The organism is Mediterraneibacter butyricigenes (assembly GCF_003574295.1).
In the GTDB taxonomy this organism is placed as follows: domain Bacteria; phylum Bacillota; class Clostridia; order Lachnospirales; family Lachnospiraceae; genus Mediterraneibacter_A; species Mediterraneibacter_A butyricigenes.
In genome coordinates, this window is the sequence record NZ_BHGK01000001.1 from 1,516,640 (window position 1) to 1,534,574 (window position 17,935).

General features: G+C 41.8%; 16 protein-coding genes. 8 read left to right on the plus strand and 8 right to left on the minus strand.

What is annotated here, in order from left to right:
* Positions 1 to 18: 18 nt before the first annotated feature.
* Entirely contained in the window at positions 19 to 2,070 is a 2,052-nt protein-coding gene (locus tag KGMB01110_RS07485) for a PTS sugar transporter subunit IIA (RefSeq protein ID WP_117602885.1), read from the minus strand.
* A 241-nt stretch (positions 2,071 to 2,311) separates the two neighbouring features.
* Between KGMB01110_RS07485 and KGMB01110_RS07490 the strand changes: the two genes are divergently transcribed.
* The 4 genes from KGMB01110_RS07490 (at position 2,312) to KGMB01110_RS07505 (ending at position 6,276) form a co-directional block, all read left to right on the plus strand.
* A complete protein-coding gene (locus tag KGMB01110_RS07490) occupies positions 2,312 to 3,043 on the plus strand; it encodes a MurR/RpiR family transcriptional regulator (RefSeq protein ID WP_117602886.1) in 732 nt (243 codons plus the stop codon).
* A gap of 172 nt (positions 3,044 to 3,215) precedes the next feature.
* Positions 3,216 to 4,265 (plus strand): zinc-dependent alcohol dehydrogenase, encoded by a 1,050-nt coding sequence (locus tag KGMB01110_RS07495; protein ID WP_117602887.1) that lies wholly within the window; start codon positions 3,216 to 3,218, stop codon positions 4,263 to 4,265.
* A 109-nt stretch (positions 4,266 to 4,374) separates the two neighbouring features.
* Entirely contained in the window at positions 4,375 to 5,241 is an 867-nt protein-coding gene (locus tag KGMB01110_RS07500; protein WP_117889694.1) for a class II fructose-bisphosphate aldolase, read from the plus strand.
* A 24-nt stretch (positions 5,242 to 5,265) separates the two neighbouring features.
* Positions 5,266 to 6,276 carry a zinc-dependent alcohol dehydrogenase family protein gene (locus tag KGMB01110_RS07505; RefSeq protein WP_119297944.1) on the plus strand — a complete coding sequence of 337 codons (1,011 nt, stop codon included), beginning with the start codon at positions 5,266 to 5,268 and terminating at the stop codon, positions 6,274 to 6,276.
* Between the two features lie 150 nt (positions 6,277 to 6,426).
* Here the strand turns inward: KGMB01110_RS07505 and efp are convergent, their stop codons facing one another.
* The 7 genes from efp to dnaA all read right to left on the minus strand — a co-directional run bounded on the left by efp (position 6,427) and on the right by dnaA (position 15,637).
* Positions 6,427 to 6,993 carry an elongation factor P gene (gene efp / locus KGMB01110_RS07510; RefSeq protein ID WP_117602890.1) on the minus strand — a complete coding sequence of 189 codons (567 nt, stop codon included), beginning with the start codon at positions 6,991 to 6,993 and terminating at the stop codon, positions 6,427 to 6,429.
* A 56-nt stretch (positions 6,994 to 7,049) separates the two neighbouring features.
* Positions 7,050 to 9,530 (minus strand): DNA gyrase subunit A, encoded by a 2,481-nt coding sequence (gyrA, locus tag KGMB01110_RS07515; RefSeq protein WP_117602891.1) that lies wholly within the window; start codon positions 9,528 to 9,530, stop codon positions 7,050 to 7,052.
* 11 nt (positions 9,531 to 9,541) lie between these two features.
* Positions 9,542 to 11,479 carry a DNA topoisomerase (ATP-hydrolyzing) subunit B gene (gene gyrB, locus KGMB01110_RS07520; protein WP_117602892.1) on the minus strand — a complete coding sequence of 646 codons (1,938 nt, stop codon included), beginning with the start codon at positions 11,477 to 11,479 and terminating at the stop codon, positions 9,542 to 9,544.
* 11 nt (positions 11,480 to 11,490) lie between these two features.
* Positions 11,491 to 12,576, minus strand: a complete 1,086-nt coding sequence (recF, locus tag KGMB01110_RS07525) for a DNA replication/repair protein RecF (RefSeq protein ID WP_119297945.1) — start codon at positions 12,574 to 12,576, stop codon at positions 11,491 to 11,493.
* Positions 12,573 to 12,788: an RNA-binding S4 domain-containing protein gene (locus tag KGMB01110_RS07530; protein ID WP_117602894.1), complete on the minus strand. Its 216-nt coding sequence runs from the start codon at positions 12,786 to 12,788 to the stop codon at positions 12,573 to 12,575. The genes recF and KGMB01110_RS07530 overlap by 4 nt, the downstream gene beginning before the upstream one ends.
* A gap of 17 nt (positions 12,789 to 12,805) precedes the next feature.
* Positions 12,806 to 13,918 carry a DNA polymerase III subunit beta gene (dnaN, locus tag KGMB01110_RS07535; RefSeq protein ID WP_117602895.1) on the minus strand — a complete coding sequence of 371 codons (1,113 nt, stop codon included), beginning with the start codon at positions 13,916 to 13,918 and terminating at the stop codon, positions 12,806 to 12,808.
* Positions 13,919 to 14,272: 354 nt separating this feature from the next.
* On the minus strand, positions 14,273 to 15,637 hold the full coding sequence (dnaA, locus tag KGMB01110_RS07540) for a chromosomal replication initiator protein DnaA (protein WP_117602896.1): 1,365 nt from the start codon (positions 15,635 to 15,637) through the stop codon (positions 14,273 to 14,275).
* Positions 15,638 to 15,839: 202 nt separating this feature from the next.
* Between dnaA and rpmH the strand changes: the two genes are divergently transcribed.
* The 4 genes from rpmH (at position 15,840) to KGMB01110_RS07560 (ending at position 17,929) form a co-directional block, all read left to right on the plus strand.
* On the plus strand, positions 15,840 to 15,974 hold the full coding sequence (rpmH, locus tag KGMB01110_RS07545; protein WP_117602897.1) for a 50S ribosomal protein L34: 135 nt from the start codon (positions 15,840 to 15,842) through the stop codon (positions 15,972 to 15,974).
* 65 nt (positions 15,975 to 16,039) lie between these two features.
* Entirely contained in the window at positions 16,040 to 16,384 is a 345-nt protein-coding gene (gene rnpA, locus KGMB01110_RS07550; protein WP_117602898.1) for a ribonuclease P protein component, read from the plus strand.
* Complete coding sequence (yidD, locus tag KGMB01110_RS07555) at positions 16,385 to 16,597, plus strand: membrane protein insertion efficiency factor YidD (protein WP_117602899.1); 213 nt, start codon at positions 16,385 to 16,387, stop codon at positions 16,595 to 16,597.
* A gap of 15 nt (positions 16,598 to 16,612) precedes the next feature.
* Positions 16,613 to 17,929 (plus strand): YidC/Oxa1 family membrane protein insertase, encoded by a 1,317-nt coding sequence (locus KGMB01110_RS07560; RefSeq protein ID WP_119297946.1) that lies wholly within the window; start codon positions 16,613 to 16,615, stop codon positions 17,927 to 17,929.
* Positions 17,930 to 17,935: the final 6 nt, after the last annotated feature.

The following is a 17,935-nucleotide window of genomic DNA, read 5'->3' on the forward strand; positions in this document are numbered from 1 at the left end:
TTCTCCGATCCGTAAAGATTATTTCTTTTCTGCGATCATCCGAAGATTCTTATATAACACATCTTCGTTTTGAGCTTCCAAAAGCCACTCTGTCTTTTCTTTGCTGTCGCAAACTTTTAAGATTTCTTTCAAGACTCCGAAATGTTCTTTTTCATCAACAGATGCCAATACAAATAAAATGTATATCTTCTTATTATGAGGGAAATTAATTCCCCTCGGGATTGTCATCACCGAGACACCGGAACGGAACACACCGCTGGTATCTTTTGCGTGAGTCAGATACACGCCATTGTCGAAGTAAAAATACGCTCCGTATAATTCTACATTTAATATGATAGAATCGATGTAATGACGATTGATGCTTCCGTCTGCAAGCAACGGATACGCCGCCTGGAACACTGCATCTCTCCAGCTCAGTGAAACATCCTTGTCTCCCAGACATTTCACCCGCTCTCTCGTAAGAAGCTGAGTCAGTGTAGAATTCTGGTCTGATCCGAAGAAATGATCTACGATACTTCTCACAGTACCGACTTGCTTCTTCTGGATATAAGGTTTGATCTGATCAAACAGATCGTCACTTAAGCTGCTGACTTCATCTGCCCTGCTCTGCAGGACTTCATTTAATATATTAATATGGTCTGTATTGTCAAATTTCTTTGAGATCAATACATATCCATCGTTAATATCGAGAACCTCTGTGGAAATCACCACTTCATATTTGTTCTTTTCCGCTTCTGTGTACTCTGCTTTGGTAAGAACTTCATGAATCTGTATCAGTGGGATATTGTCTTCAATCCGCTTTTTCAGATTTTCTCTTTTCTTCTCACTCTCGTCGCAGATCAACATACTGCTGTACCGATATTTCTTTGCGGAAGTTCGATGCATATGGGAACTAAAATGAACTGCCAGATATGCGACTTCCTGATCGTCAATCGGACATTGGATGTCATGACTGAACCGATCTGCAACCTTGCGGACCACATTGAAAAGCTCTTCTGCTTCCCGACGAATAATCGTCTCAAGCTCCGATCCGTCATTGATGCCGTAAATGTAACGGTAACTGGAACGGCTCAGATGTTGGGTCAGATCTTCAATCAGTGAACCTCGCTTATCCATGGTCACACCAACCAGTGTCTCAAAATACCCGACCAGCTTTTCCGCAAGTTCTTCGAATATTTCCTCTGTTTCATTGTAAAGGTAATATTCTTTGTTCATTCTGCCGGCCAACAGATGAATACAGATGTAAGCTTTTTCATCATCCGACCGGTCTTTCATATATTTATCGATAATACCATATACATGGCTCCTGCACACATGATCGATGTTCACACAAACCAGAGCGCTTCCTGTTTTCTGTGGAAAATTCCACTTTGTATTCTCTCCGGTTTCACTAAAGTGAAGCATCAGTGCAAGTTTTTCGATGATACCTTTGTTATAATGTACTTCCAGTTCTTCTTCGATCTTATGGAGAACTTCGATATGTCGTTTTACATCTTCATCCTGAAGGTAATCCAACATTCCATCTGAGATCAAACCGTAAATAGAAGAGATATAATACATGAAGACTTTTCGCTTCTCTAACTCTTCTCCATTGATCAGATATCCTTTCCCTGAAATAAATTCACACTCGATGTTATATTCCTTGAGTTTTTCTCTTACGATCTTCATATCAATAAAAATTGTATTTTTACTGACCATAAGCTGTTCACTCAGATCATCCAGTGTACTGAATCCATTTCTCAGAACATTCTCACAGATAATAACTGCACAGCGTTCTTCCTGAGTCAGCACGTAATTATATTCGCTGTCCTCTTTCTTGTTCTCCTGATCCAGAAGGTCCTTCAACCATTCCCGGTGCACATCCATAAGCCGCACACCTTTGTGTTGTTTTGCTTCGATTGGAGGTAACTTGTCAAATTCAAACAAAGAATTGATCTTGTATATATCATATTGTGTCTGTCTTCTCGTCTGATCCAAAGACTCCGAAAGGCTCTTGATTGAAACAAACTCTGTTTCCTTCTCTAACTCCTGCAAGAGCTTGATGCATCTTCTGTCTATACTGACAAGCATTTACTCAACTCCCATCTCCCCTTCAACTGGTTGTTTATAAATATTTTATATTCATTTGTCATTTTTTATAATTGTAAATTCTTTTTGTATAAATTTCCATACACATTGTTGTACTATTGAATCTGCTAAAAAGTACAATTTTTATAATTGCACTTTTTAGCAATTTTACTAGTTTGTACTATTTATTTTAACACTTTTCAACTATAATAAGTATGTCAAATCAGCGAAAAGAGGTGATTTTATGGTAATTACTATGGATTCCAGAGAGAAAATGACATCCTCAGAAGAAGCAGTCATCCACTATATCAATAAGAACAAAGACAAAATTTCAGAATTATCCATTACGGACATTGCAGAAAACTCTTTTACTTCACCTGCAACCGTTTCCCGTACGATCCGAAAATGTGGATTCCGCAATATTTCAGAACTGCGCTATCAGCTTAGCTCTGATTCTTCTTTAAAAAATGAGTCGTTTCTGATCAATGATATTTTGAAAAAGTCCTATGAAGAGTGTACCAAAACCATCTCCGAACTGGATATTACCTCCGTGCTGGAGATCACTACCCTGATCCATTCTGCCAGAAAGATCTTTATTATTTCCAAAGGTCTGACTTCCCTGATGGCTCAGGAATTTGAAACCGAATTGCAGTTACTACATTATAATACATGTTTTTTGGACGACTCAGAACTGATCAAGAAATTAAAATTTCTGATCCAGCCCAATGATCTGCTTGTTATTTTTACCGTCAACAACAGTACCCCTGATCTGGTAACGGCTGCAACCATTGCGAAAAAACAGGGTTGTCGGGTTGTGACCTGCTGTTGTGTCCATAACACTCCGCTGGACGCTTTATCCGACGTGATCCTTTACGGATATTCCCAGTCCATCATACCCAACAACCTTTTCGGTATGACCTCCAGGATTCCTTTGCAGATTATTTCCCGGACGATTGTCGAATATCTCAGTCTTTGAAAATATATTTTTCGAAAGAATGTCTGATTTTTAACGATTTTAAAGGATTTCTTTTGAAAATATTTTCAATAATATTTTCAGGAAAGACTCTATTTGGAAACACTTCCAGACAGATTCTTATATAATATAACTATATTTTATTAAGACAAGCGATAATCAAGGAGGGTCTATCATGAGTGAAAACATGCGCAGTATTGTTGTGTACGGAGCAAAGGATGTTAAGATTGAGAACTTCCCGGTTCCGGAATGCGATGATGACAAGATTTTAGTTCAGGTAGAACGTTGCGGAGTCTGTACTTATGAACAACGTCTGTTTAACGGAACACATAAAGCCGGAGTTCCTGTTGTACCGGGACATGAAGTTGCCGGAAAGATCGTTGCAATCGGTAAAGAAATCAATACGGACGAATGGAGTGTTGGCGATACCGTAGTCGTTGGTGTTACCCTTCCATGTCGTGACTGTTATCCATGTAAATTAGGAGAGACTCAGAACTGCGAGCACTTCGATGCCTTGAAGAAAGTACTTCCAGGTCAGCACCACGTAGGAACCGGCGGATTCAGTTCTTATATGATGTCTTCCCCGGAGTGTGTCTTTAAATACCACACCGTATCTCCGGAAGAAGCCTGCATGACCGAGCCTCTTTCCTGCGTCATCCACAGCGTCGAGACTGCTGATCCCCAGTTCGGACAGTATTGCTTCATCATCGGTGCCGGATTCATGGGACTTCTGCACACCTTACTCTGTGTCAGAAAAGGAACCCGCGTCATCGTATCCGATATGAACGAAGAACGTCTGGAACTGGCTAAGAAGATGGGTGCTCAGTTCACCATCAACCCTGCCAAAGAAAATACAGCTGAAAAATTAAGAGAATACACCAACGGACATATGGCAAGTGTTGTATTTGACACCACTCCGATCGCAGCCGTTGCAGAAGAAGCATTCCATTATCTTGGAACCAACGGAAAACTGATGATCTACAGCGGAATTTATCCGAACAAGCCAATCACCGTTGATCCGCATTTGATCCACAAGAAAGGATTACAGATCCTAGGAACCGCCAATTCCAACGACCGTGATTTCACAAGAGCATCCGAAATGATCTCCAACGGAATCTTAGATATGAAGCCTTTTATTTCCGGTGTGTATGAAGCAGATGATATCATTGCCTGCCTGGAATCTTCTTGTACAGGATTGACCTTCCGGAATATTGTGAAATTCTAAATTCTGTTATATCATATTTCAGAATTTTGAAACACTTAGTTTTCAGATCGGATTTTATTTTGCAATAGAAATAATACAATAAGCACAACATATAAAAGGAGACAAACTTATGTTAGTTACAACCAAAGATCTGCTGGAAAGAGCAGAGGCAAAAAATCAGGCAGTTGGCTATTTTAACATTACAGGTCTTGAGACACTTCAAGCAGTGATCAGTGCTGCTGAAAAGTTAAAAGAACCTATCGGAGTTCAGTTTGCTCAGGTTCACGAAGAGGTCGGCATGATCGATCTAGATGTGATCGGACCTATCATGGTAGAGATGGCAGAAAAAGCCAGTGTACCGATCGCTGTTCATCTGGATCACGGTGTAGATCTTTCCATCCTGAAAAAAGCTCTGGATATGGGATTTACTTCCATCATGTATGATGGATCTGACCTGCCATTCGATGAAAATGTGGCAAACACCAAAATTGCTGTTCACATGGCAGAAGAATACGGCGCATCCGTAGAGGCTGAGATCGGTATGATGTCCGGTCTGACTCTGGATGAAAGCAAAACAGTCAATGACCGTGGAATGGACCGCTCCATGTTCACAGATCCGCAGCTTGCGAAAAAATTCGTAGAGCTGACCGGAGTAGACTGTCTGGCATGCGCATTCGGTACCGTTCACGGAATGTATCATTCCGCACCGAATCTTGATTTTGAACTGGTAAAAGAATTAAAAGAAACCATCGGAGTTCCGATCGTTATGCACGGCGGATCTGGTGTCAGCGCAGAAGACTATCAGAAAGTCATCGAAGCCGGTGTTCGTAAGGTAAATTACTATACCTACATGGCAATCGCCGGTGGCGAAGCTGCAAAAGCAGCAATCCCGGAACTTGGTGACAATGTACAGTTCCACGATCTCGCAACAGCTGCAAGAGCTGCAATGGAAGAGCATGCAAGCGAAGCAATTCGCATTATGCAACATAATGATTAATATTTTTAAGAGGTGAAAGAAGTAATGAAAGCAGTAGTATTAGAAGGAAAAGGACAGGTTGAGGTTACAGATTTTCCACAGCCGCCAATGACAGATGACAGTGTAAAAATCCGTGTCGCTTATTGCGGACTGTGCGGAACCGATATGCACAAATTCCAGGGAAAGGGCGGATCTCGTCCGGTAAAATACCCAGTACCGCTTGGACATGAAGTATCCGGTGTGGTAGAAGAAGTCGGAAAAAATGTAAAAAACTTCAAACCTGGCGACCGTGTTGCCGCAAATCCGAACTGGTATTGCAAGACCTGCCATTTCTGTAAAATTGGTCTGACTCATATGTGTTCTAATTCTAAGGGTGTTGTAAAAGGATTTGCTGAATACATTTGCCCACCGGAAGAAAATGTACATAAGATTCCGGATTCTCTGCCGCTGAAAGAAGCTGCTCTGACTGAGCCACTTTCCTGCTGCCTGCACGGACTGGATCTGCTGGATGTAAAAATTGGACAGACCGTAGCAATTATCGGACTTGGATCCATCGGAGCTATGATGCTTCAGTTATTAAAACACTCCGCAGCATCCAACATCATCGTTGTAGAACCGATTGAAGAGAAACGTGAAATGGCAATGAAGATGGGAGCTACTCTGTTCCTGAATCCAATGAAAGATGACTTGAAAGCAGAAATCGAAAAAGCAGGCATCGAAAATGTAGACCGCGTAATGGAATGTGTAGGATTTGATACCACAATGGAGACTGCACTGGACATCGCCGGAAAATGTGCAACTGTAGTCCTGTTCGGACTTGGAGATCCGGAGAAACCGGTTCACCTGAATCAGTATGCAGCATTCCAGAAAGAGCTGACTATCAAGACCTCTTTCACAAACCCAAACACTTCCGAGCGTGCCATCGCACTGCTGTCCTCCGGAGCACTGGATACAGACGCTCTGATCAGCAAGGAAATGTCCATGGAAGAAGTCGTAGAAGAGCTGAAGGCTCCGAATTACTTCAAAAAAGGAAAAGTTATCGTTAAGATCGATTAATCAATCTGACGCATCGTTATAAAATTTTCCATACGTAATAATAGGAAACAGCATCCCCGATACCGGTGTAAGACCGGTAAGGGGATGCTGTTTCGTTCTTCTTTATGATTGCATCACCAAAGATGAGCGTGATTTTCCAATCAAATCTTCTTACTCACCCTTAGATCTGCTCAGGTATTCTCCTGTTCTGGTATCAATCTTGATGACTTCTCCTTCTTCGATGAAGATCGGAACTTTTACGATTGCACCAGTCTCAACTGTTGCAGGTTTCAGTACGTTTGTCGCTGTATTTCCTTTTACTCCCGGCTCTGTCTCGATAACCTTCAGGTCCACAGAGTTCGGTGCTTCTACCTGGAATACATTTCCCTGGAAGAATTTCAGGGTTGCTTCATCATTCTCTCTTAAGAATTTGATTGCATCTTCCACGATCTCATAAGCCAGCGGAATCTGATCAAATGTCTCAGGATCCATGAAATAGTAGAATTCTCCATCGTTGTAAAGATACTGCATTTTCTTTGTATCGATATGAGCTTTTTTAAATCTGTCATCCGGGTTGAATGCTTCTTCACGAATTGCACCTGTAATAATGTTTTTATATTTGGTTCTTACAAAGGCTGCTCCTTTTCCCGGTTTTACATGCATGAAATCCAAAACTACATGCGGTTCTCCGTTAATTTCAAATGTAACTCCCTTTCTGAAATCACTTGCACTAATCATACTGTACTCTTTCCTTTCTTTCTTTTTCTTAGTTTTCTTTGTTTTTATTTTTTATTTTAGTCTTCCTCGATCTCGACTTCTTCTCCGTCGATCTCTGCAGAAGCAGTTCTAACTTTTGCAATGCTGACTACTGTTTCATCGTCAGTTAAATTGATCAGTTTCACACCGGATGTGATTCTTCCCAGTTCTGAAATTCCCTCACAGGACATGCGGATAATAATTCCTTCACTGTTGATCATCATGATCTCATCGGATTCGTTGACAGCTTTCATGCCCACTACATTTCCGGTCTTTTCCGTGATCTTATAGCATTTAACACCTTTTCCTCCACGATTCTGTCTCGTGAATTCTTCGATGCTGGTTCGTTTACCCATACCCTTTTCGGATACGATCAGCAGATCTTCTCCCTGGGTATTGACCTGCATTCCGATGACTTCATCGCCATCTACCAGGTTGACTCCGCGAACTCCCATGGAAGCTCTTCCTGTGGATCTCACATCATTTTCATCAAACCGGATACACTGTCCGTATTTGGTTACCAGGAAAATGTCTTTTTCGTTGTCTGTAACCTTTACTTCGATCAGCCGGTCACCTTCCCGAAGGACAATGGCGGTAAGTCCGGTCTTTCTCACATTTGCATAATCCTGAAGCGGTGTCTTCTTGACCAGACCGTTCCTGGTTGCCATGAACAGATATTTCTCATCATCATAATCTGATAATGGAATGATGGCGGTAATCTTTTCTTCCGGCTGCAACTGCAGCAGGTTGATGATCGCCGTACCTCTGGAAGTTCTTCCGGATTCCGGGATCTCATAGCCTTTCAGCCGATACACACGACCGGTATTGGTAAAGAACATAATATAATCATGGGTGGAAGTGATAAACAACTCTCTAACGTAGTCATTTTCCAGCTTCTGCATTCCCTTGATTCCTTTTCCTCCACGATTCTGGCTCTTGAAGTTGTCGATGGACATTCTCTTCACATAACCCAGCTTCGTCATGGTGATGGCTACCTGTTCTCTCGGAATCAGGTCTTCCATGGAAATGTCAAATTCATCAAATCCGATGGAGGTTCTTCTCTCATCGCCATATTTCTCGCTAATTACAAGGATCTCTTCCCGGATTACACCCAGCAATAATTTCTTATCTGCAAGGATGGCTTTCAATTCCCCGATCCGTTTCATCAGCTCTTCATATTCTTTTTCCAGCTTTTCTCTTTCCAGACCGGTCAGTGTACGCAGACGCATATCTACGATTGCCTGTGCCTGTGCATCAGAAAGATCAAAGCGATGGATCAATTCCTGTTTTGCAATCTGTACATTTGCAGAACCACGGATGATCTTGATCACTTCATCAATATGATCCAGAGCAATCAGTAAGCCCTGTAAAATATGTGCACGTTCTTCTGCTTTATTCAGTTCAAACTGAGTTCTTCTTGTAACCACGTCTTCCTGATGAAGCAGATAATATTTCAGCATATCCAGGAGATTCAGTACCTGCGGCTGGTTGTTAACCAGTGCCAGCATGATCACGCCAAAGGTATCCTGAAGCTGTGTATGTTTATATAACTGATTTAAAATTACATTCGGATTGACGTCTCTTCTCAGTTCAATACAGATTCTCATTCCCTCTCTGCTTGACTGATCACTCAGATCGGTAATTCCGTCAACTTTCTTGTCGCGAACCAGTTCTGCGATCTTTTCAATCAGACGTGCTTTATTGACCATAAACGGAAGCTCGGTCACAACAATCCGGTTCTTTCCGTTTGCCATCGGTTCAATATTGCTGACCGCCCGCACTTTGATCTTACCGCGTCCGGTTCTGTAGGCTTCATTGATTCCGCGGGTTCCCAGAATCTCTGCGCCTGTCGGGAAATCCGGTCCCTTCACGATACTGATTATATCATCGATGGTGGTTTCTTTATCCTCGATCTGATCATCGATCAGACGAACCACCGCTGCGATCACTTCCCGCAGATTATGAGGCGGAATGTTGGTTGCCATTCCGACCGCAATTCCGGAAGTACCATTGACCAGAAGATTTGGAAATCTTGCCGGAAGAACTGCAGGTTCCTTTTCGGTTTCATCAAAGTTTGGTACAAAATCTACGGTATTTTTATTGATGTCTGCGGTCATTTCCATGGAAATCTTGCTGAGTCTTGCCTCAGTGTAACGCATGGCTGCCGCTCCGTCTCCGTCCACTGAACCAAAGTTTCCATGACCATCTACCAGAGGATATCTTGTGGACCAGTCCTGCGCCAGATTTACCAGTGCTCCGTAAATGGAACTGTCTCCGTGCGGATGATATTTACCCATGGTATCACCGACGATACGCGCACATTTACGATGCGGCTTGTCTGGTCCATTATTCAATTCGATCATAGAATACAGAATTCTTCTCTGTACCGGTTTCAATCCGTCTCTTACATCCGGAAGTGCACGAGATGCGATAACACTCATGGCATAATCGATATAAGAGGTTTCCATCGTCTTTTTCAGATCGACTTCATGAACCTTATCAAAAATGTTATCTTCCATTGCTGTCTCCTTTATATATCAAGATTTCTGACGTATTTCGCATTCTCTTCGATGAATTCTCGTCTTGGTTCTACTTTATCCCCCATCAGGGTGGTGAAGGTCAGATCCAGTTCGGAGGATGTTTCTTCATTCATGGTTACTTTCAGAAGAATACGGTGTTCCGGATCCATGGTGGTATCCCAGAGCTGTTCTGCATCCATCTCTCCAAGTCCTTTATAACGCTGAATTTTATTATTCTGGTCTCTTCCCACTTCTTTCAGAATTGCATCTAATTCTTCATCGCTGTAAGCGTACCATACTTTTTTATTTTTCTCCAATTTATAAAGTGGCGGCTGTGCCAGATATACATATCCCTGTTTGATCAGTTCCGGCATAAACCGGTACAGGAAAGTCAACAACAACGTACTGATATGTGCACCATCTACATCGGCATCCGTCATGATAATGATCTTGTGATACCGCAGTTTGCTGATATCGAAATCATCATGGATTCCGGTTCCGAATGCGGTGATCATCGCTTTGATCTCTGCATTGGTGTAGATTCTGTCCAGTCTTGCCTTCTCCACATTCAGGATCTTTCCACGAAGCGGAAGAATGGCCTGTGTTGCACGGTCACGGGCTGTCTTTGCAGATCCTCCCGCAGAGTCTCCCTCTACGATGTAGATCTCACAGTTGGCCGGATCTTTATCGGAACAGTCTGCCAGTTTTCCCGGAAGAGACATAGTCTCCAGGGCGGATTTTCTTCTTGTCAGATCTCTTGCCTTTCTTGCAGCTTCCCGTGCACGCTGTGCCATCACAGACTTATCGACGATCATCTTTGCCACAGAAGGATTCTGCTCCAGGAAAATCTGAAGCTGTGTGCTGACGATATTGTCAACCGCACCTCTTGCCTCACTGTTTCCCAGCTTCTGTTTTGTCTGTCCTTCAAACTGAGGATCCTGGATCTTGACACTGATGATTGCGGTCAGACCCTCTCGGATATCCTCTCCGGTCAGATTTGCCTCATTATCTTTTAAGAGTTTGTTCTTTCTTGCATAATCATTAAAGGTTTTGGTCAGTGCATTTCGAAAACCGACCACATGGGTTCCGCCTTCCGGAGTCGTAATGTTATTTACGAAACCGTAAGTATTATCGGAATATCCGTCATTGTGCTGCATCGCCACTTCTACGACCACATCATCTTTTTCGCCTTCACAGTAAATGATGTGCTCATAAAGCGGTGTGGCACTTCTGTTTAAATACTGAACGAACTCTTTGATTCCGCCTTCGTAGTGGAATTCCTTTTCCACAAGCTCCTCTTCCCGTTCATCCCGAAGTGTGATCTTCAGACCTTTTGTCAGGAACGCCATCTCACGAAGTCTCTGTTTTAAAACGCTGTAATCAAAGACCGTTTCTTCAAAAATCTCTTTATCCGGAAGGAATACAACTTTCGTTCCGCTCTTCTCAGGATCACATTCCCCTTCCACTCTCAGTTTATAAATTACTTTGCCACGCTCATAACGCTGCTTGTAAATTTTGCCTTCATGATAGATCTCAACTTCCAGCCACTCAGACAATGCATTGACGACCGAAGCTCCTACTCCATGAAGTCCACCGGATACCTTGTATCCTCCACCGCCGAATTTACCGCCTGCATGCAGAACCGTAAATACGACTTCGACTGCCGGGAGTCCGGCTTTGTGGTTGATCCCTACCGGAATTCCACGTCCGTTATCAATAACTGTAATGGAATTGTCCTGATTAATACATACGAAAATGGAGTCGCAGTACCCTGCCAGTGCTTCATCCACAGAGTTGTCTACAATCTCGTATACCAGATGATGCAGTCCTCTGGAAGAGGTCGAACCAATATACATGCCTGGTCTTTTTCTTACTGCTTCCAGTCCTTCCAGTATTTGTATCTGGTCTGCACCATATTCTGCATCAAATTCTGTCCCTGTTGCACCCATTTAAAAACCTCCTAATTTTCTTTTGTTGCAGTTCCTTCTTTTACATGAAATACCCGGTTTAAGGAAAATCTGTGATTCACAAATTCATCCACTCCGGTACAGGTTACAATTGTCTGTATATCATGAATACTGTCTAATAAATAGTTTTGCCTGTTTTTGTCCAGTTCAGACAGCACATCATCCAACAGGAGAACCGGTGTATCGTGGATCAGTTCCTTCACCAGCTCAATCTCCGAAAGCTTCAGGGAAAGAGCTGCCGTCCTCTGCTGACCCTGGGAACCGAATTTGCGAATATCGATTCCATTTGCCAGAAAACAGATATCGTCCCGGTGAGGACCCGTTCCCGTACTTTTCAGTTTCAGATCTCTGTCCCGCTGTCTTTCCAACGTCTCTTCAAACCTCTCTTCTAAAATATTCGGTTCATAGAGCAGTTCGATGGACTCTTTTTCGCCGGTCAGTTGAAAATGAATGTCCTGAATGATGTGATTTAATTTTTCTACAAATTTTCTTCTTGCCGCGATCACCTTACACCCATACTGGACCAGCTGCATATCCCAGATATCCAGTGTCGAAAGAAGATCCGGCTTGAACGCTGCCTCTTTCAGCACACTGTTTCTCTGCTGAATGATCCGGTTGTAATTGGTCAGATCGCTGAAATATACCTTATCAAGCTGAGATAATTCCAGGTCGATAAACCTTCTTCTTCCTGCCGGTCCCTCTTTGATGATGTTCAGGTCTTCCGGCGAGAAAAATACAAAATGTATGATTCCAAATAATTCGGCTGCTTTTTTCAGCGGAAGCTTGTTGACGGCAATCCCTTTCGGACTGCTCTTTTTCAGATGAATGTCAATCTGAAATTCCAGATCCTTTTTTCGGATCATCGCTTCCAGGTGGGATTCTTCTTCTCCGAATCGAATCAGATCCCGGTCTTTGGTTCCTCTGTGGGATTTGGTAGTTCCGCACAGATAAAGAGCTTCCAGGATGTTTGTCTTTCCCTGGGCATTATCTCCGTACAAAATATTAGTCGCCGGGTCAAATACAATGTCAAGCAGCTCATAATTTCTGTAGTTTTTTAATTTTAAAGATTCAACTATCATTTCTGAATTGCGATATCATATTCATCAAAGGACACCAGATCTTCCGGATATAATTTTCTTCCCCGTCTGGTATCAACTTCTCCGTTGACTGTTACCAGCCCCTGTGTGATGACTTCTTTTGCCTCCACACCGGAATCTACGGCTCCGACTGCTTTCAGTGCCTGTCCAAGTTTGATAAATTCTTCGCCTTCTCTTAATTTAATGATTTCCATTTTTTCTCCCTTGCATCTTATACAGAAGCCGCATTAAAGTTGACCGGAAGAATCAGGTAAATGTAACTCTGTGATTCATCCTTGATAAAACATGGAGCTTTTGCATTCATAAAATAAAGATCTACTTCTTCATCATCAATGACACGAAGCGCATCGATCAGGAACTTCGGGTTAAATCCGATCAGAAGATCCTTTCCTTCTTTGTCGATGGAAATGTCTTCATTCATACTTCCGATCTGGGATTTGATTTTCAACTGCATGGCCTCATCTCCAATATTGATAATGATCGGTTTCTTGTCCCCTTCCTTGATCATCAGGGTTGCGCGGTCGATACAGTCTAAAAGTTCTTTCTTGTTGATTCGAACTTTTGTCTCATAATCACTGGAAAGCATCTGATCGATCTTGAAGTATTCTCCTTCGATCAGTCTGGATACCACGATCGTTTTATCAAATTCAAACATAATGTGATTCTTCGTAAAGGAAATGTCTACATTCTTTTCGGCTTCTCCGCCAACGATCTTACTGATCTCCACCAGAGTCTTGCCCGGTACAATCACCTTCTTCGGCTCGTAAGATTCTTTCAGTTCAATCTTTCGAATGGAGATTCTGTGTCCATCCAGAGATACCACCTTTAAAATATTATCTTCGATCTGGAACAGTTCACCGGTCATCATACGGTTGGTGTCGTTGTCAGCGATCGAAAAGATGGTTTGACGGATCACTTCTTTTAACATAAATTCAGAAATCGTAATATGATCATCTTTTTCTACATCCGGAAGATAAGAAAAATCTTCTCCGGACTGGAATGCGATATTAAATTTTGCTTTTTCACAAGTGATAATAGTCTGTACTCCGTCTTCTGTATCAATGATAACATCGCTGTCCGGAAGTTTTCTGACGATCTCGGAGAAAATCTTTGCATTTAAAGCGACGATTCCGTCGTGGATGATCTCTCCTTCAATCTCTGTTTCAATTCCAAGTTCCATATCATTGGCTGTCAGTTTGATCTTACCATTGGATGCGTCGATCAGGATACATTCCAGAATAGGCATTGTGGTTTTAGATGGAACAGCCTTTAGTACAATATTAACTCCTTTTGCAAGGACAGATTTAGGACAAATAATTTTCATGTGTAAAACTCCTTTCGCGATGTTCAATATAAAGATATATATAATTCATTCCGCCGTAACCGTAGTAGGGGCTGTGGATATGTGTAAAAGTAGTTCAAAGTCTTGAAACCAGAAGGTTTGTCTGCTTTGATAAGTGTGTAGAGAACTTCGGGACAGATGCTGGATGAAAGGAGGAAAACTTTTTGAAAAATTTCCGGTAAAAACTTATCCAGTGGTTATCCTTGAGATATCCCAGAATTATACACATAGTTATCCACACAGGAGAATATATCCACTAAAAAAGGAAAAGTTATCCACATTTTTCGGTTGATAACTTGTAAAAACTGTGGATAAAACAAATTTTCCTGTGGATTATTAAATTGGATTAATCTTCTTTTTAATGATATTTACGGTGTTATTGAGGGCTTCATCCTCCTGAAGCAGACTCTCAATCTTTTGCACACCATGGCTGACAGTGGAATGATCTTTTCCACCGAGTTCAATTCCGATGGATTTTAAAGGTTCATCCGTCAACTCGTTGCAGAGGTACATGAATACCTGACGGGGAAGCACAATTTCAGAATTCCGCTTCTTTCCTTTCAGGTCAGCAATGGAAACATTAAAATGTTCGGATACCACATTCATGATCAGACCGGGTGTCACCACACGATTCTGATCCGGTGAGATGATATCTTTTAATGCTTCTGCAGCCAGTGCAATATCGATTGGTTTATTTTCCAGAACTGCAAGAGCAATCAGTTTATTTAAGGAGCCTTCCAGTTCACGGATGTTAGATTTGACATTGGTAGCTATATATTGAAGGACTTCGTCCGGAATATGATATCGGTCCAGACCGTCCAACTCTTCTTTTTTCCTAAGAATTGCCATACGTGTTTCATAATCCGGTGAGGAAATATCTGCGATCAGACCCCACTCAAAACGGGTACGGAGTCTTGCCTCCAGGGTCTCGATATCTTTCGGTGGCTTATCACTGGAAATAATGATCTGTCCGCCGGCACCGTGAATATGGTTAAAGGTATGGAAAAATTCTTCCTGTGTACTTTCCTTTCCTATAATAAACTGAATATCATCGATTAGAAGTACATCGTTGTTTCGATATTTCTCACGGAAAGAAGTGGTTGCATTTTCATTGTTGATTTTTCCGTGTTTCAATGCGTCGATCAGTTCGTTGGTAAATGTCTCGCTGGTGACATAAAGGACTTTCTTGGTCGGATCATTTTCCAAAATGAAATGCGCGATCGCATGCATCAGATGGGTCTTCCCCAGTCCAACGCCTCCGTAGATAAACAGAGGATTGTAACGATTGCCCGGAGACTCAGCAACTGCAAGGGATGCAGCATGAGCAAAAGTATTGTTGTTTCCGACGACAAAGGTATCGAAAGTGTATTTCGGATTTAAGTTTGCCTGTTCGAAGATGGCGTCGTTCTGCTTTTTGACTGCGACGGCCTCTTTCTGTACCTGAACATTATCTTCTGTCACAAATTCTACCTGATATTCTTTTCCGGTGACTTCTGCAATGCAGACACGGAAAGGAAGCAGATATTTGTCATGGATATGTTCGATACTGGCTTTTAAAGACACAAAAATAAAAACGGTGTCATCTTTTACTTCATATATAGTAAGTGGTTCAATCCAGGTTGTATATGAAATATTGGAAGTACAGTATTCCGTTTTCATTTTTTGAAGTATTTCTTCCCATTTTTCTTCTACGATGCTCATTCGTTGTAAATCCCCATTCATTATAATACTGAGATTTAGACTCTCTCCGTTATATTTTACATCAAAACAGAAACAGACGCAACGGTAAAAGACTTTTTTTGTGGAAAATAGGGTATAATGCTTGACTTTAAGGCATTTTTTAAATATAATAAATAGCAGTGTCTTTAGGAACAAATTTGAAAAAGAATTGAGGTGTATATATATGAAAATGACATTTCAGCCGAAAAAGAGATCCAGATCTAAAGTTCACGGATTTCGTGCAAGAATGAGTTCTGCAGGTGGAAGAAAAGTGTTAGCTTCCAGAAGAGCAAAAGGAAGAAAGAAATTATCAGCATAGGCCGCTATATGTGGCCTTTTCTTCTATAGAAATTTATTAGAAGAGGCAGATCAGGAGGCATTTTTATGCTTTTTTCCGAGTCATTAAAGAAAAATCGAGATTTTCAGAAAGTATATCGAAAAGGAAGATCCCTGGCCAATAAATATCTGGTCATGTACATTTTGGAAAATGGAACTGACAGGAATCATCTTGGAATCTCTGTCAGTAAAAAAGTGGGTAACAGTGTGGTAAGGCACCATCTTACCAGACTTGTAAGAGAAAGTTACAGAAGAAATGAAGAAAGTTTTCAGCGTGGATTGGATTTGATTGTTGTGGTGAGACCGGGCGCAAAGGAAATTAATTATTGGGATATGGAAAGCGCTCTGCTCCATGTTGGAAAACTTCATCATATATATAAGGGAGTGGCGTAGATGAAAAAGTTTGTCATTCGTTTGATTCGGATGTATCAGAAGTATTTATCCCCTCTTAAGACACGATGGCACTGTATCTATATTCCGACCTGTTCCCAGTATGGGATCGAGGCAATCGAAAAATATGGAGTGTTAAAGGGAGGACTTTTGACTGCATGGAGGATTTTACGCTGTAACCCCTTTGCAAAAGGAGGGTATGACCCGGTACCTTAAGGAGGATAAGAAAAAATGTATGGTATTTTAGGAGCAGCGGGCTATGGAAACTGGCCGATCATCAAACAGATCGCCTGGCTTCTAGGTCAGATTATGAACTTGATCTTCAATTTTCTGGATAAAGTGTTCGGAATTCAGAATATTGGACTTTGTATCATCATCTTTACGGTGATTGTATACACTCTGATGATTCCGCTTACGATCAAGCAGCAGAAATTCTCAAAGATGTCAGCTGTTATGAATCCGGAGATTCAGAAGCTTCAGAAAAAATATGCCGGAAAACGTGATCAGGCATCTCAGATGAAGATGCAGGAAGAAATGAATCTCATCTATGAAAAATACGGAACTTCCCCGACAGGAGGATGTCTTCCGATGCTGATTCAGTTTCCGATGCTTTTCGCATTGTATCCGGTAATTCAGAATATTCCGAAATATGTAACCGGTGTAAGAAATGTCTACATGCCGATCGTCAATGAGATCATGGCAACCGACGGATTCCAGAAGATCATGGAAAGTATCGGTAAGGCAAAACCGGTACTGATGAGCCCGGATACTTATAACTATGGAGATGCAAATATTCTGGTTCAGGTATTGTACAAGTTCCAGGATGCAACCTGGGCAACACTTCAGGACAAGATGCCTGTACTCAGTGATTCCATCAGTCAGACCATGGCAAACATCGGTCACATGAACAACTTCCTTGGAATCAACATCGGAGAAGCACCGTGGACGATGTTGACAAGTTCCTTATCTGCAGGCAAGATTGCAGGTGTGATCGCAGCTATCATTATTCCGGTGGTAGCAGCAGGAGCTCAGTTCATCAGCGTGAAACTTCAGCCGACAGCAGCTACAACAAACAATAATTCCAATGATCCTATGGCTGCTTCTATGAAGTCTATGACTTACATGATGCCAATGATGTCACTGTTCTTCTGTTTTACATTGCCGGCAGGTCTTGGTATTTACTGGTGTGCAAGTGCAATCGTAAGATGTATCCAGCAGGTTGGTATCAATAAATATTTAAAAAAATATTCCCCAGAAGATATTGCAAAACAGAATCAGGACAAGATTGCAAAGAAACGGGAAAAGAACGGAACAGATGCAAAAGAATTGAATCGCATGGCTACAACCAATACAAGACATGTAGATAAGAGAAATGTAAACGTCAGCAAGAAAGATGAAGAAAAGATCGAACAGGCAACTTCTTATATTAAAGATGCAAAACCGGGATCTCTTGCTTCAAAGGCAGCTCTGGTAAGCAGATACAACAACTCTCAGAGTGCACCAAAAGCAAAGAAACAGGAAGAGAAAAAAGAGTCTGAAGAGAAATAAGAAGTG

Bases quoted from the DNA above. Each gene is read 5' to 3' on its own strand.
- KGMB01110_RS07485 (WP_117602885.1), bottom strand. From the start codon at position 2,070: ATGCTTGTCAGTATAGACAGAAGATGCATCAAGCTCTTGCAGGAGTTA.
- KGMB01110_RS07490 (WP_117602886.1), top strand. From the start codon at position 2,312: ATGGTAATTACTATGGATTCCAGAGAGAAAATGACATCCTCAGAAGAA.
- KGMB01110_RS07495 (WP_117602887.1), top strand. From the start codon at position 3,216: ATGAGTGAAAACATGCGCAGTATTGTTGTGTACGGAGCAAAGGATGTT.
- KGMB01110_RS07500 (WP_117889694.1), top strand. From the start codon at position 4,375: ATGTTAGTTACAACCAAAGATCTGCTGGAAAGAGCAGAGGCAAAAAAT.
- KGMB01110_RS07505 (WP_119297944.1), top strand. From the start codon at position 5,266: ATGAAAGCAGTAGTATTAGAAGGAAAAGGACAGGTTGAGGTTACAGAT.
- efp (WP_117602890.1), bottom strand. From the start codon at position 6,993: ATGATTAGTGCAAGTGATTTCAGAAAGGGAGTTACATTTGAAATTAAC.
- gyrA (WP_117602891.1), bottom strand. From the start codon at position 9,530: ATGGAAGATAACATTTTTGATAAGGTTCATGAAGTCGATCTGAAAAAG.
- gyrB (WP_117602892.1), bottom strand. From the start codon at position 11,479: ATGGGTGCAACAGGGACAGAATTTGATGCAGAATATGGTGCAGACCAG.
- recF (WP_119297945.1), bottom strand. From the start codon at position 12,576: ATGATAGTTGAATCTTTAAAATTAAAAAACTACAGAAATTATGAGCTG.
- KGMB01110_RS07530 (WP_117602894.1), bottom strand. From the start codon at position 12,788: ATGGAAATCATTAAATTAAGAGAAGGCGAAGAATTTATCAAACTTGGA.
- dnaN (WP_117602895.1), bottom strand. From the start codon at position 13,918: ATGAAAATTATTTGTCCTAAATCTGTCCTTGCAAAAGGAGTTAATATT.
- dnaA (WP_117602896.1), bottom strand. From the start codon at position 15,637: ATGAGCATCGTAGAAGAAAAATGGGAAGAAATACTTCAAAAAATGAAA.
- rpmH (WP_117602897.1), top strand. From the start codon at position 15,840: ATGAAAATGACATTTCAGCCGAAAAAGAGATCCAGATCTAAAGTTCAC.
- rnpA (WP_117602898.1), top strand. From the start codon at position 16,040: ATGCTTTTTTCCGAGTCATTAAAGAAAAATCGAGATTTTCAGAAAGTA.
- yidD (WP_117602899.1), top strand. From the start codon at position 16,385: ATGAAAAAGTTTGTCATTCGTTTGATTCGGATGTATCAGAAGTATTTA.
- KGMB01110_RS07560 (WP_119297946.1), top strand. From the start codon at position 16,613: ATGTATGGTATTTTAGGAGCAGCGGGCTATGGAAACTGGCCGATCATC.